Origin of the sequence: Solidesulfovibrio sp. C21, from assembly GCF_047785625.1 — a bacterium.
Lineage (GTDB): Bacteria > Desulfobacterota > Desulfovibrionia > Desulfovibrionales > Desulfovibrionaceae > Solidesulfovibrio.
Map to the genome: position 1 here is coordinate 36,619 of NZ_JBLODY010000027.1, position 15,110 is coordinate 51,728.

Genomic DNA, 15,110 nt, shown 5'->3' on the forward strand with positions numbered 1-15,110 from the left:
ATGTTTTTATAAAAGATTGGCATAGATTTATTTAAAAACTACAATGCAAATCAAAACCCATATTTTTGTTTTCGGAGTTTGAATGCCTCTTCACCGCCATCAAGTATTTTTATAATCGCATTTTTTATACCAACTTCTTCAATTGCCCCTCTAGATTTTACACAACTTTTTTTTGAATTTGCCTCAAGATATATTACTAAATCAGCATCAGCATTCACTACAATATTTGGGTCGTGTGTTGAAAAAATAATTTGCCGTTTTCCTTTGAGTCGACGCAATGAAGGGATAAGGACATCAAATAAGTAAGCTTTGTCTATCTCATCTTCAGGCTGATCAATAACAAGTGGTGTAGAATCACCAGATTCTAAAATCAATGACAATAAAACACTAATCTGGGCTCCACCAGAGAGCTCTTGCAAGGGTTTGTAGTCATTGTTTGCTTGGTCAACTAAAAGCTCTACAACAAAAGTATCTTCACTATATATGCTCAACAATTTTATTTTATTTTCGAAGTTTATTTTTGATATAAATTTTCCGGAGACGATATTGCTCATACCGCATAGGTCCAATTTATTGTGTTTAAAATTATGATAAAGTTCTTGTGGTGATACGTTATGCTTTTTTTCTCGACAGCTATTCCACCATCGCGTTATTCCTTGATCTTTTAAACTTTGCACCCAATCATTTAGTTTTTCGTTGCAACCATTTTGTATAATAGAAACTTTTATTGAATCATTAAATATTTCTGAAATAGATTCTATGTTTTTGGATAGCAGAGCTCCTTTGGCTCCAAGCAAATTTCGTCTGATTTTAATTTTTTTAACAAAATCACGTAGATCATGAAGATATTTTATCTTTGCCTCCAGAAGATTTTTTTCAGCGATTTCGTAATCTTTCGAGTCTCTTGTTAATTTATCAAACTGATTGATTAGTTCAGGTGCTTCGCCGAGCTCAACTAATTTTTCTATGATATTGCTTTTTGTTTTAGATAGCAACATATCGAATCCTGCAGAAAGTGAACTCAGGTCTTTCAATAAAGAATTTACAATGCATAGCATGTAACGCCTTGCGATTTTATATTTTTTCGTCTTATAGATTAGATCATTACCCAATTTGTTTTCATCTAATAAATCTTTCGACAACGCATGCAACATGTCACCAGGAGCAATACTCTCAATGTTTTGTGGCAAAGAACTAATAGCAGCAATTGCTTCAACTATTTTTGTAGTATTTTGCTTGATTTTTGATGCATCTTTCTGCAAATTTTCTAGATCATCTATGCCAGCATCGTGGAATTTAGAAAGAGCTTCTTTAGATTTTTTTGCAGTCAGGAATATACTTTCGGCTTGCAATAGCCTCTCTCTTGCAGTTAGCAATTTATTTGCCAACAATTCAATGTCAGTATTTAACGATAGCAATTCATTCTCAGCATCACTCAGATCGCAATGGCCGTTATCGTTGAAGCTATATATGATATTTTTCAATGAAGATTGATCATTTGCAATTTGCTGTATTTCTCTTTGAGTATAGAACCGTGCACACCAACGATCTTTAAGAGGTAGTGTTTCATTTTCTGGTCCTTTAATTTCTATTTCAAGGGAAGGATTCCCTGATAAAAATTTTGTTTTAGCTCGATCAACGACATCTTTCTGTAACTGCTTATTCCTAGGCAACTCATGCTTAAATTCATAACGAATCCCATCTAACAATGTAGATTTTCCAGACATTCTTCCACCTATAATGCACGTTAAATCTGGACTAAAATCAAATTCTTCATAGGCAGGTTTTTGTGGGTCAATTTCCGAATTGAAGAAAGAACATCCACCAGTAATCTTAATTGATTTTAGCCACTACCTATTCCAGGGGGAAGGTTGGGGTAAATTTGAATCTAAAACCATATTTTCATCTTGTTTTATATAGCATATTTTTATTCTTGAATCATTTGCCAAAAAAGCTTGTCGAAGTGACTCTATTGTCGGGCTCGCCAGCTTAAACATTGAAAAAAAAACTACCAATGTCATCAAAAGAATACGAATCGCTAGAATGGAAAAATCCTTGATGATATTCTTTCATAGAATCCTTCAGCCACGGTTTGTTCATATATGCTCTTTCTGGAATCATAGAATTTCCAAGTTGCAACCCTGAAATGTATTGATGTGGAAATGCTCCCAGGACTTGACTTTGGAGTTTAAATAACCCTTTTTCACCAAAGGCATGAGCAGCTAAACAAATATAATTCCAGTCAGGTTTTAATCGTAATTGCAACGTGTGCAGTGAGTTAAAAGCCTCCCACGCTGATTTATTACTCATGTTTAGAGAATTTCCCTGCCATGCAGGTACAGCTCCCATTACTTCGGAGTAAGCGTCAAAATACGCCTGCTTGCCAATTGAAGGGTCAAATAAAAACAATAGGTGTAGACCCGCTGCTCCGTTATATAGACTTGGTTCAAATCCTGGAAATATAGCATATATTTTATCCTTGAAAGCTATTCCATCATTATCGACCCCAGTTAGCCATTCATCTACTATCGCCCATGTAGCGCTTGAATCCGATGTTTGACTTGATCGAATTGCGTGTGGAGTTAATCCGATTACTTCGATTTGTTTTTCTATAGCATTTTTTAAAAATTTTTTTGCGTATAATGACTGCACTTCTTCATTATTAGGTTCACCACAAACACCAGCGGGCCATTTGAACTCTGAACAAGGATGGTCATCTAATGTATGCACATGTAAATCAGCTCTAAACCAGCGAGTGCCAGGTACATCAATATGCCATTGAGGTGTAACACATGTAGGCATTGGGCGATTTCCTTTAATTTATTCACGCAAGTAGCATTATCTATAGCACTTTCAAAAATTCAAAGTAAAGACCCACGTCAACCAATTTTCCAGGTCGACGCGGGCCTCTTCACAGAACTATCCGAAATTCTAGCTACTTCTTCTCCAGCACAATCTTCCCCTCTTCCAAGCAGGAGACCTTGAACTCGTCGCCCTGCTTGAAGCCGTAGTTGGCCAGGAGCGTCGGGGACAGACGGAGACCAGTACCAGAGAACTTCACGCTTCCAGATGCCACACGAGCATCCATCCCTTCGATCTTGTAGAACTTCTCATCCAACGTCATCAGCTTCGTGAGATGGTTTTTCAGGGTGGTTTTGGGAATATCGAAGGCATCCATAATTTGCTGAGCAGTTTTACCTTCGGTGATCATGGTGCGAAGTTTCATCGCGTCGAATTTAGATGCGATAGGCATGGGTACATCTCCTTGTTTTTTTGATGTCGTAGTTTCAGATTTGAGCTTAAAGCAAAAACAAAGGATGTCAACTGGAGTCGTGCTAAAGCTGATTAATCATTTTTAACGGCAAAAGATGGGATATCCTCGAAAAGGTGTAAATACTGATTGATCAAAAACGCGAGAAAACGCGCATTTCAGAAAGTGCATTATTACGGTTAGATACGTCACTATGTCTGCCCTACCCTCTCCCAGGACCGGTGATGGGGCTGTTTCTGTGACATTGGCACTGATCGAGACTGAAAATCGCAGAGTCCTGCGACCCGGTATTCCATTTTCCTGACTATTCCAGCAGAACCGAGCTATTTCACTGAAATCACGGGGAAAGACCAAACCAGCTCTTATGCCGCTGATTCTGCTCTGATAAGTAACGATTTCACTACCCAATCTGCTTAAAATCAGGAGATGCAGCTTCCTGCATTTCTGAACCAGCAGAATCTCAATACTTTCTTCGAGAAAACAGTTGAAGCCCTCCCCTGGGGATATTGGGGCTTAAGTTGTTCAGAGGCTTTACAAAAATTTTCTCATGCTCTCCAGAGAACTTCTCTAGACTATTTATGATTGAGCTTTTCAATAAAAACTTTGTTTCTAAGATGTGCAATATCCAATAAATTCTCGTAATTTGTCACCTCTACGAATAGCCTATCATTTAACATCACACTATGATAAGATTTTCCATCTGGTCTCTTTTTCAAACTATGCCCGCCGATCATATACTCTTTAAAATATCCACTATGTATATCACAAAGAACAAGACCAAAAAACTGGGTTGATCCCGTGATGTTGATCCGTGTCCCAGAATATCTTGTCATTTTGCCATTTATCATTCTTTGAACATAATTTTTGAGCTGTGAAATAGGATCATTATTTTCCGACAACGGCAAGCTAGTTTTTTTCAATTCGACGACAAATACATTATGTTCTTCTCCGCTAGGATCAGAATATGCTGCGCATATATCATATCGCTTATCCTTCGGATCGTATGGCGACCCTAAGAAAGCACCTTCCGGCATATCCGACACCAGGAAATCATAGACAGCATACCTATCGTCAACTATCCAAAGATTATGATTAAAATAGTCAGATTTCGCGTCAACACTTTCAGTTTTTGTCGGAAACAATATATTATGTAAAATTTTTTCTGGTTGATAATTTCCATCCGCCTTTTTTTCAAGCAGTTTCTCGTATAAATTTAGGACAAAATCTCGATATTTAATGTAAGAAACAAGCGGGGCATGGTTAATCTTCATTCCTTCATCTAATTTTTCAAGGGCTTCTACACGAAATTCATCAAAACATGGAATTCCTGTTTTTTCGTATTTTTTCGATATTGCTCTAACATAATTGAAACTTTCGACTTGCTTTTCTGCAAATTTCTTAACATATGCATCTTTAACGGCGCTGGCATCATCTCCAAGTCTGAGATTTTTCCTGATATCATTATCCTCTCTTAAAAACGAAAGGTGGGGTAAATCATCAAATGTTTTTTCTATCAGCCGATCCAAAACATTCTCTAAAAACTTAATACTTTCTCTCGAAAAAGCCCTTGAAGACTCAAACACCTTGCCATATATAGTCCCTAAATCAATGCATTCATTTGTATGACACTTTACTTGTGGAATATTGAAATCTGTTCTTTGTGCATTAAGTTTTTCATTTAAATAATCTGATATAACGACAGTATTTAAGTAAAATTTATCAGTCCCTTCACCAATTTTCCCTGCCGGTAAAAAGTTAATTGTCTCCTCTTTAACGCTCCTTCCATCAGCAGAAAGGATGACCTTGTGCTTTGCCCTATGCGGTGAACGATTTTTTAGGTGATAAATTTCAAAAGTGCTTCGATCTAAAACAATCGGGGCATCACGAGTCACATCTTGTACACTATCATCTAAATAATACTCTTCCCCATCAACAATTTTAAACTTTATATTTTTTATCGAAAGCAGCGATGGCAAAAAATGTTGGACGATCTCATTTTTTACTGTGCCAGACGGGATTTTATATAATGACGCAAAGGAAGGGTTTAAGCCGCTAAGTGTTAATTTGGTCGAAACTTCTGTATTTTTAACTTCTCTTGGCTTGACTTGGACTATCGTGTAAAAATTTTTCTCAGTTACTGTCTCATTTATTTCGAAAAAATGCTGACCTTCCCTATAAATACTCTCAATATTAACATTGAAAAAAGGGACAAAAAAAGCAAGACGGCCGATTCCTTTGCAGTTAAATTTATTTTTTTTGTATGTTGAGAATAACCTTCCAAATGAAAGTATATTTTCCTTAGTGAATCCAAGACCATTGTCTTCTATTTGAATTTCAACAATACCTTTAGGGTCTAATTCATCGTCCTTACGGACAAAACTGACTATGATCTCTCCATTTTCCACATCAGCTTGCTGTATAGATTGGATAGAATTATGGATCGCTTCAAAGACAGGCAGCAAAGGCTTCTTTTCAACTTCTGGCCTTGCCATTTGGTCGACAGCATTTTTAAAATCAATAGGGTGATATTCATTAATTTCCATCTTGAGTTTCCTCAACTATTCTAGGCATATTTTCCATTACGTAGTTCCGTTACGCTCTCAATGACTATACTGTCACCGCTATAATTACAAGCACAACTAGTTTACCCTTCTCCCCTTATGCGGTTTTCTCCAGCCCCTTCTACACCCCTGCCCTACCCTCCACCAGGACCAGGAATGGAACTGTTTCAGTACTCGCGGGACTGAAAATTCGCAGGACTCTGCCAATGGACGCTACTATTTCTAGCTGATTTCAGCAAAATCCAGCTATCTCACCGAGATTCCAAGGGAAGAGTCACTGGACTTAGTGTCGCTGATCCTGCTCCAAACAGACCAATTTCACAGCTCAATCTGCTGTAAATCAAAAGATGAAGGAACCTGCACTTCAGAACCAGCTAAAATAGCAATACTTTCTCCGAGAAAACTGCCGAAGCACTCCCCTGGGGAAATTTGGGCTTGGGCTTTTCCCCGGACATCCCTCCCCTGCCCTCTACCGGGCCCTTCCTGGGACGTTTTTCTAAAGCTCCCCCATTGGACTCCCCCCTGGGCCAAAATCCCAGGAAATCGCGTCCTACACCCAACGTCCCTTTTCCATAGGGCTGTTTCCAAAACCCCACAAGTCCCCGTGACCGTCTCCACGTCGCAGGGTATCCTTGGTTCTAAACAGCAAAAGGATACCTCATGGACCAAAACAAGCCCGATAAACTCACGTTGAAGGACGAAATAATTACCGCATTTCGTCCTATTGAGCAGCTCTTCCAGATTATGGATTCCACTTCCGTCGAGCTTTATGGGGAGTTAACGCGCTCATACTCGGAAGTCGGCATCACACTGTGTAAAAACTTCCGTCAACGTCTCGATGCTCTTTTAGATATGCAAAATGGAGATAGCTCAGATGAGTAACGACAACGCTTTTGGAAACCTCATCTACAGCTACACCAGGGCACAGGCCATCGCTGACGGTGTCCTCATCGACGTCACGGATGAGGCCAAAGCCCACGGTTTCAAAGTCCCTGTCGCTATTACCGATCATCTCTTCCACGGCTATGTCGCTTTTGATCCTGAAGAATTAAAATCTCAAGGTCAAAGCGTGACTGGCCGGCTCCATGATCTGTTGACACTGGCGATGATCGCTGCCCGGACCAGCAAAGGGACCGACCGAGCGTACTTCAAAGTCGCGTTTCTGATGGCACCAGGCAGGACAGAAACCGTCCAAGTCATTGCCCACATCGGTCCTGGTGACACCGCTGAGCCAGTCCTGACCATTATGCTGCCCGAGGATGACTGATCCCGCTACCGGAACAGGTTCTGGGCCATGCTGAAAAAGGTACGCAACCGATCTTCATCAGCAGTCTCAATCTGCCGGATCAGGATCGCTTTGAGCTCCTCCGGTGGCAACCGAAACTCCTCCAAACTGAACAGTTCCGCCATGGGGATGTCCAACGCCTTGGACAGTTGCTCGATGCTGGTCAGGGACGGATTACGCCGACCACGTTCGATCTCCCCAATGTACTGGAGGGACAGACCGGACAGGTCCGCCAGTTTTTCCTGGGTGATGTCCCTGGCGCGACGTATCGATTTGATTTTCTTCCCGAAAAGGTCTTGTACGCTGTCCATGCCATTCCTCCGCTAGTGTAGAGGATATGGCAATGATTCCGGTTACATAACAAATGATCGGCTGGTTAATTTGCAAATTATAGCAACTAAAGTTATTAATAGCTCCAGCCGAAAACAACCTTAACCAGGAAAAGCACGAGGTTTGCCATGAAAACCAGGTTGATCGGTACCGTCGTTGTCGCGCTCGCCCTGCTCTCCCCTGCCACGGGACTGGCTGACGACAACATCAAGTACAGCCAGTGCCTGAATACGTTCAAGGAAAAGGATGGGATACAGACGGGAACGATTGTCAAAATGGCGACTGGCGAAGTCTTTGAAACTTTAGGAAGCGCTTTCAGCTACGACAAGGATTTAAATAGCCCTTTGTGTACGATTATCAAGGACAGACGCCACTATTACTTACTCGTCAGCGGTGTCGGAAAGAAGATTCTGGTTCGGAGGATGAATTAAAAATGAACAGAAGCGTTGTTTGCTTGCTTATCCTACTGCTGCTGCCGTTACCCTGCTTTGCGCAAAGAAGCACGGAACCGTTGAACTTTCGGGGCATCGAATGGGACACCTACTACTCCGCGATTCCTGGGATGACCAAGCAATATTCAAGGGATGATAAGATCGACGTTTTCAAGAAATCCGGTGACGAGATGGCTATCGGTGACTGCAAACTCGACACTTTGACTTACGAAGGCTTCAACGGAAGAATTTACAAAGTGAATATGACTTTTTCTTCCTGCAATCCTGGACAAGTTTTTAATATGTTCAAGCAGAAGTATGGTGAATGTACTTCTGTAGAAGATTCTTTGGAGCAATATATAGGGACTTGGAATTGGAAACGCGTAAAATTGGTTTTCTTTATTGACGTGGATTCTTCTGCTTCTGAGATTACGTATACGTACAAGATAACGGAGAGAGAGTACGAGACGTATTTGAAAGATAAAGCCGGAGCGAAGAAGGATCAGTTTTAACGGCAAAATTAACACTGAAGTGAAATCTATGAAAAACAAGACTTTCCGTAGTGAACTTTTCCTTGCGATTTATCCGAACTCGCAACTCGAAAATATCCGCGAAGCAATAGCGGTATCTGGAGCGGAGATTGTCGTTGAAAATGCGGCTTATGATATCAATGGCGAGCTCATCCCAGACAGCTTTACTATTTATAGAAAAACAGCGGATGCAAATATCGTAGGTTTTGGTGATACATTCGCGCACATTATCGGGGTTGATCTTCCCCGTGGTCCCATCGATACATCGAAATTGCCGAAAACGACTCCGGGGTTGAAGGAAATTCTCAGTTCAATCCGCTTTGACGAAGAATAACGGCAAATTGCGTCAGATGGGTTCGACATACCATGTGGCAATACCCGACGAATTTCAGATGAAATAACTGAGGTGCGCTTTGAGACAAGTGGATGTAAATTGTCAGAAAACAGCTATTTCTCGCTAGATTGTGGGAGACTGAAAAGTCTTACCCCGGCATTTTGAGCACCTGCTGTCGAAAATTGGGGGTTAAGTGGTGAACAACAGGAGGACACCGTCACGCCCGCCTTCCCGTACCCCAAAAACGCGGTTTCCTTCGTATTTGGCGACATATGACTTGACGAAGGGATGAAATCGCAGAGTCCTGCCATGAGCACACCCTATTTTTACCTATTCGCTCTGAATCTAGCGAATAATCACTTCAGAAAAAATCAATGAATTCAGCATGTCTAATGATGCAGGTTCCTGCACTTTTCGCAATGACGCTGAAAACCGAGAAAATTTGATGAAAATTCAGACCAAATCACGGTGATCTGGGCCAGGGCCTTTCGACACCCAGATCGAGAAATTACCTCAGGATAACGGAGCGATTTAAGCAGATTGGCAGGAGCGCCCCACTTTCTACCCGGCGGCATCATCACCAGCAGTCATCGACACGGGCTCCCCATAGACTGGCTCAGACATCACCCCCCTCTACGTGGCCAGCAGCTACCACTTCCCGCTCCTTCTGTATCGTCCACGAGACAGGCCTGATCCTCCCCGGTCAGCATACGTCATCACCTGAGACAGAGAAAAAGAGAATAAACAGAAAAGGCTCGGCTACCCCTCTTCCCTCGCATTTGATGTAAAAACCAGTGTGCAAATAATATCTATAACATCTCCATCGACAGGGAAAACTCTATCAAGCCACGTCGCCAACAACAGCAAATAGATCGGTTACAAATTTTATAACCAAGAAGTAATTCTCATAGCTTGAAAAGTTTTCAAGGGCAATCTCCTGAACGCTATATGGTTCCGATATAGATTCAGTAGTTACACAGACATTGACAACAATTGTCTGCTCTGTCTCATTTGCAAGCGAAAGCATTTTTACACAGTTTTTTTGAAAACCAAATAGACTAATCAAATTTAAGATCTTCAAGAACATTCTTTTCAAATTGGAGAAAGATTAGCAAAGTTTGTTTCAAAAGTTGCTGAAAGTTTCTTTCGTTCCTTTAGCAGGAAAAGTTCCTTCTCCTTCAACATTGCTAAACTATTGTGAGACAGGAGGGGGTGCGTAAGCAACCCCCCTCTAATATATAACCAAATTTTTGCAGTTGAACCTGAAAGATTTTAATGGGTTACAGTTGCAAACCGCAAACTTGCAATTGCAGCTGAAAAACAGCAGTAACAAATTAAAATCTTTAGATTTTTTGTTGCAAGTTGAAATTTTGTCGAAAGTTGCAACCGTTGCAACCAAACAAATCTTGCAGGTGAATTGTCAGTATAATGGGTTAAAGCTGATAGGATATCGATCCTCGTGTTCCAGGGATGGCCTTAACAGCGTTTTTATTAACGGCATCTGTGATGTACTTAACAGCCGTCACAGCGGTAATACTTCCAGCAGGATTTTCTGCTTTGTAAACATTAACAACTTCATTCTTCAGCACCGTTTGAGTCTGAGCAACTCCATTCAAATTTTGTAAAGCTTTTATAACATAGTAAGTAGTATCATTTTTCCCACTAGATTGCTGGAGATTAGCCGTAAACCTCAAACTTTTTAATTCCAGCACAAGATCGTCGTTCAACATAAAGTTTCTAGCTTTTTTATGGATGAATTTGAATTTCTTGTCTTTTTCTTTATACTCGAGTTCCCAGGTGTTAGGAGACCAATCACCGATAGCACTTGCACCTCGCCCACCACCAACGCCTCGTTCTTGCTTAAATTTCCCATGGTGGTGTATAATTAACGGCGAAACCTTGATGCTTTCACAGAATTCTGAAAAATTGTCTAAAAGCCTACGCATCTCGTCATTTGAATTTTCATCCTTATTGTGAAAGCTTATGAGCGGGTCTACAATGATGATGTCAAACCCTATCAAACTATGGTGCTTTTTGATTACATCTTGAAATTGTTTACTATCGATATCACCAGAAGCCCGAATGTCATTTCTTCTACCGAGAAAGAAAAGCTTCTGTTGAATAACATCCTCAGGGATAGCATAAGCGCCGCGTATAAGTTCGAGCCTCCGTCTCATTCCAACCAAAGAGTTTTCAGATTGCACAAAAAGAACACGATGTCCGCCATGAAGCACTTTAAATTTGTTCAAGAACCCATTGGCTGGGGGGAAAACCAGATCCATTGCTATTTGTAAGGTCAGAACAGACTTGCCAGCCCCACCATACCCAGTGATCAGCAACGGTTCATCTTTTGGCCAAAAATTATCTATAAGAAACTCAAAGCTTGTTTGCGCCGTTAAGACTTCAAACGCATTGACAATTCCATACTCAGAGTCAGAAGATGAAGGATTCGCTCCAGAAGAGAAACCGAGTTGCATATTTACCCCTATAGGATTTTGGGCAATAATTTGTTTCACTCGTTGAATTTCACGATCAAACCACTTTGGATTTTCTCTTGCTTTTTCTCCAATGGGGTAGGTTTGATAAATAGTGCGGATACTTTGCTCATCAACACTGGCATTGAGCAACCCCAAAAGAACGGACCAAGATGGTTCAGACCTTTGCCCTTGAGGAAAAGTTGTGAGGATTTTCTGTTTCGTGTCATCTGACAGATTCAAATTAGACAAAAAACTATCTACAGGAGCAATCTCCAGAACCTGTTTCTCGCTTATACTGTCGAGATGGCTTTGTTCGTCGTCATCTTTCTTGCCACCCTCGGACTTTTTGCTCATTTCCAAAAGCCATAACGGCGCAGGAGCAATGGGAGCTCTCTCAGCAAAGATATAGGGCTTTCGTGTCTCTGGATGCAACGAACCGGGACAAAGAACTTGGCCACTGATGCCGCGTATGTCGAAGATGCCCTTTACTGAACGGCAAAAATATTGTTCACCCCCGGATGGATACTGGAAATAGTAATGAAATCGCTCACCGTGGCCGCCAGTTTTCACTTTCAAGGTCACGGGCAGCGACTCATCTGGATGATGCTCTTGCATCCATGCGTCAAACAGATGGGGATTATCGACATCGAGCACCAGGACACCACTGGCTGGGCCACAGGCTACACCCGCGCGGTCGGTGCTGAAATCCGTTCGGTCAAAGGGCCGCTTCTCGCGACACCACCGATTCCAACCTTTTTCGGTCGGAGCTTTGTACTTCTTGGCCGCTTTGGCCAGCGAACCGTGCTCCTCGATCTCGGCCTGAGTCGGAAATCGGTCACGGAGAGGGATGAGGGAAAATATCTGTGCCAGAAATTCAAAAATCGTGAGACGACCGTCAGCGTCAAGCTGATCGGCCTGCTGGACCAGTCGGTGAATTTCGTTCCAGGTGGAGTCCATAGTGATTTCAGCAGGTTTTTAGCACAGCGAATTTCCGCCCTCAACCACTCCCCGGTTCGATTGTCAGCATGGAAGCAGAACGATCCGCTTCTTCGACTCAGTCACTATTGCTGCAACTCGTAGAGATATTAATACCTGGCAAATAAACTATAGAAAAGTAACTTTGCAATTTACTCAACGCCATGGGCGCTTTGTAGATTTTAAATCCAGTCCTAGCAAATTCGCTGGGAGCTGTCCCCTCTTGAAGAGACAGCAAGTCAAAAAATAAACGTTCCTTGGGATACATGGGATTGATCGCGCGATGCTCCTCGAATCATTTCTCCCCAAGAACGACCAACTTGTTATGAAGTAATTCAACAAGGGAGAGGTTGCGACGGAAGCTAGCCCGTATGTATCGAAGATGCAGAAGTCGTGGTGGCCCATATATCCGGACGAGGTTCATGGCAAACCGAAGTCCGTTGATCAAGATATTGATCTTCGCACAGCATGATAGATCAAGTGAAATCATGCTTTGGAATATGGATGCGATTAGACATGGGATGGCTTCAACGGATTGAAATTGACCAAAGGAAACCCTTATGGAAAAATTCTTATGGAGACGGAGAGCTTGATTTCCATAAGGGCGACTGAAGTTTGTAAGAAACTATCGATTGGCATTCGATGTATCAGGTAAATTGAAATTTGAAATGATCTATAGAAATATTGCCACCTATAAAAACTTAACCCCGCTGTTTTCGAGTAGCACAGCATTATTAAAAGCTGCTTAAACTTTCTAGACAACCTTGATACATCGAATACCGATTGACGTAGCCGTATGCGGGAAAACCGCTTGTACGGTTGCAACAGAGTGCTAGGATCGGTGACGTTCCTTTCGACTCTTAGAGCCATGTGTCCATCTGAAAAAATTCGGATGGATCGTGACTCTGTAAAATGCAAAGTAGGTTCTTTACACAGGCCTTCACTCAGTGAGGGCCTTTTTCTTGTTCGAACGGCAAAATCATTGCGTCAATCTGCCCATCTCCTGCTCCAGCCACAAAACCGGTCCTGGGACACCCCCCGTAAAATCCCTTCTCCTGGGCGTTCGGGGCTCGTCCTATGGTTAGGTGTCCCCTGACGGGAAAAACCCCAGGAACGGGCTCCTCCTGCCAATTTACGAATTCCACCCCAGAAACACGAGAAATTTGATGCATTTTTACCCCGAAAATGCGCGTTTTCCCGCGTTTTTCAGCAATTCGTAGAGATATATACTGTAAAATAACATTTCCATGCAAAAGGAGCCGTTATGGGAGCCAAGAATGGTAATTCAACTGACGTTTCGGACGGGAAGGCGAAGAAGAAGATCGAATCGAAGTACGATCCGAAGATTCTTCGTAGCCTTGTCAAAGAAGGTCTGGACGCTCCTGCGATAATGGAGCGCATGGGCATCAAGCACAAGCAGACGCTCAAGCAGTACCTTCTGAAACTCATCAGCACGGATCGCGTGCTCTATGACGTGAAGGGATTGTACCTGAAGGACTCGAAGCGGCCGAAGGTGAATCAACAGGGCATCCTGATCGGCGACAATTATTCTTGAGCATCAGCGACAATTAGAATTGTGCATCCTCCCTCCCTGGGAGACTGCCGGCTGTTTCCCTCTTGGAAAGATGATAGCCGGCTGAAATGATAACGGATGCGCAGGTGAAAAAGCTGATGAGCGAGAAGACCAAGACGGGACGGACAGGGATAGCCGCGCTACGGGCCGGCATGAGCCGCAACACGGCGGCAAAGTATCTCAAGGAGGGCAAACTGCCCTCGGAGATGAAAGCGGTCCGGGACTGGCGGACTCGCCCCGATCCTTTTGAGCAGCACTGGCCGCTGATTGAGGCACGCCTCGTTGCGGAGCCGGACCTTGAGGCGCGCACGATCTTTGAGGAATTGCAGGAGCATCATCCTGGCCTTTACGAGCCAGGTCAGCTCCGGACCTTGCAGCGTCGGGTCAAGCAGTGGCGGGGGCTGGCCGGCCCAGACAAGGAAGTCTTCTTCCCTCAAGCACATCGTCCTGGTGAGGCCATGCAGACTGATTTCACCTGGGCCAGCAAGCTCGGCGTGACCATACAGGGCGAGGCCTTCCCGCACATGCTGTGTCATCCGGTGCTGCCATACTCCAACTGGGAATGGGCCACGGTCTGCCACTCCGAATCGCTGACCGCACTCAAACGAGGCGTGCAGGAAGCGTTATTTCGGTTGGGCCATGCGCCAAAATTCCATCAAACGGACAACTCCACGGCGGCCACCCATGACCTGACCAGCGGCAAGCGGGCCTTCAACGAGGAATACGCGGCCATGGTCGGTCACTTCGGCATGCACCCCAGGACCATCGCTGTCGGCGAAAAGGAGCAGAATGGTGATGTCGAGGCCATGCACCGGGGGCTGAAAAATCGGCTGAAACAATACCTGCTTCTGCGCGGCAGTAACGACTTTGAAAGCGCCACCGCCTACGAAATGTGGTTGTGGCGGATGCTGCTCAAGACAAACCGTCCCCGGCAAACGAAGCTTGGGGAGGAACTGGCTGTGATGCGGCCAGTAACGATGGCCAGACTTCCCGAATTTACAGAAGTCGATACCAGGGTCAGTTCCTGGAGCACCATCTCCATCAAAAGCAATGTCTATTCCGTACCCTCCAGACTCATTGGAGAAAAGATTATGGTCAGAGTCTATGAGGGGAGGATCGACGTGTATTACGGCGGCAAGGTCCAACTCACCACCCAACGCCTCCTGGGACGCGGCGGCCACCGGATCAACTACCGTCACATCATCTGGTCCCTGGTGAAAAAGCCCGGTGCGTTTCGTCTCTATCGTTACCAGGAAGACCTCTTCCCCTCCCTGGTCTTCCGGCGTGCTTACGACGCGTTGCGAGACCGGTTCGAGGAGAACAAGGCCGACAAGGAGTACGTG

The 15,110-nt window shown here is 43.5% G+C and carries 12 protein-coding genes and 1 pseudogene; 7 read left to right on the forward strand and 6 right to left on the reverse strand.

The annotated features are described in order from the left end of the window. Window positions 1–50: 50 nt before the first annotated feature. The 4 genes from ACMZ6R_RS10110 to ACMZ6R_RS10125 form a co-directional block, all read right to left on the reverse strand. Window positions 51–1,838 (reverse strand): AAA family ATPase, encoded by a 1,788-nt coding sequence (locus tag ACMZ6R_RS10110; protein WP_416110996.1) that lies wholly within the window; start codon window positions 1,836–1,838, stop codon window positions 51–53. Window positions 1,839–1,989: 151 nt separating this feature from the next. Further along, window positions 1,990–2,802 carry a hypothetical protein gene (locus ACMZ6R_RS10115; protein ID WP_416110974.1) on the reverse strand — a complete coding sequence of 271 codons (813 nt, stop codon included), beginning with the start codon at window positions 2,800–2,802 and terminating at the stop codon, window positions 1,990–1,992. A 133-nt stretch (window positions 2,803–2,935) separates the two neighbouring features. Continuing rightward, window positions 2,936–3,253: a helix-turn-helix transcriptional regulator gene (locus ACMZ6R_RS10120; RefSeq protein ID WP_005991351.1), complete on the reverse strand. Its 318-nt coding sequence runs from the start codon at window positions 3,251–3,253 to the stop codon at window positions 2,936–2,938. A 590-nt stretch (window positions 3,254–3,843) separates the two neighbouring features. Continuing rightward, window positions 3,844–5,814, reverse strand: a complete 1,971-nt coding sequence (locus tag ACMZ6R_RS10125) for a hypothetical protein (RefSeq protein WP_416110976.1) — start codon at window positions 5,812–5,814, stop codon at window positions 3,844–3,846. A gap of 678 nt (window positions 5,815–6,492) precedes the next feature. Here ACMZ6R_RS10125 and ACMZ6R_RS10130 point away from each other — a divergent pair. Both ACMZ6R_RS10130 and ACMZ6R_RS10135 read left to right on the forward strand, forming a co-directional pair. Beyond that, a complete protein-coding gene (locus ACMZ6R_RS10130) occupies window positions 6,493–6,714 on the forward strand; it encodes a hypothetical protein (protein ID WP_416110978.1) in 222 nt (73 codons plus the stop codon). Further along, window positions 6,707–7,099, forward strand: coding sequence for a DUF6573 family protein (locus ACMZ6R_RS10135; protein WP_416110980.1), 393 nt, complete (start codon window positions 6,707–6,709; stop codon window positions 7,097–7,099). Before ACMZ6R_RS10130 ends, ACMZ6R_RS10135 begins: the two co-directional genes overlap by 8 nt. 5 nt (window positions 7,100–7,104) lie before the next feature. Here ACMZ6R_RS10135 and ACMZ6R_RS10140 read toward each other — a convergent pair whose 3' ends face one another. Beyond that, window positions 7,105–7,428: a helix-turn-helix domain-containing protein gene (locus ACMZ6R_RS10140; protein WP_416110982.1), complete on the reverse strand. Its 324-nt coding sequence runs from the start codon at window positions 7,426–7,428 to the stop codon at window positions 7,105–7,107. Window positions 7,429–7,575: 147 nt separating this feature from the next. Here ACMZ6R_RS10140 and ACMZ6R_RS10145 point away from each other — a divergent pair, with 147 nt between their 5' ends. The 3 genes from ACMZ6R_RS10145 to ACMZ6R_RS10155 are packed head-to-tail and all read left to right on the forward strand — an operon-like array spanning window position 7,576 to window position 8,742. Next, window positions 7,576–7,878: a hypothetical protein gene (locus ACMZ6R_RS10145; RefSeq protein ID WP_416110984.1), complete on the forward strand. Its 303-nt coding sequence runs from the start codon at window positions 7,576–7,578 to the stop codon at window positions 7,876–7,878. Between the two features lie 2 nt (window positions 7,879–7,880). After that, window positions 7,881–8,390 (forward strand): hypothetical protein, encoded by a 510-nt coding sequence (locus ACMZ6R_RS10150; RefSeq protein WP_416110986.1) that lies wholly within the window; start codon window positions 7,881–7,883, stop codon window positions 8,388–8,390. Window positions 8,391–8,418: 28 nt separating this feature from the next. Continuing rightward, on the forward strand, window positions 8,419–8,742 hold the full coding sequence (locus ACMZ6R_RS10155) for a hypothetical protein (protein ID WP_416110988.1): 324 nt from the start codon (window positions 8,419–8,421) through the stop codon (window positions 8,740–8,742). 1,433 nt (window positions 8,743–10,175) lie between these two features. Here ACMZ6R_RS10155 and ACMZ6R_RS10160 read toward each other — a convergent pair. After that, complete coding sequence (locus tag ACMZ6R_RS10160) at window positions 10,176–12,176, reverse strand: AAA family ATPase (protein ID WP_416110990.1); 2,001 nt, start codon at window positions 12,174–12,176, stop codon at window positions 10,176–10,178. Between the two features lie 1,282 nt (window positions 12,177–13,458). Here ACMZ6R_RS10160 and ACMZ6R_RS10165 point away from each other — a divergent pair. Further along, a pseudogene (locus ACMZ6R_RS10165) lies at window positions 13,459–13,728 on the forward strand (hypothetical protein); the annotation flags it as partial. Between the two features lie 125 nt (window positions 13,729–13,853). Then, window positions 13,854–15,110 (forward strand): IS21 family transposase (gene istA, locus ACMZ6R_RS10170; protein ID WP_416110992.1); only part of this gene is annotated, 1,257 nt, incomplete at its 3' end.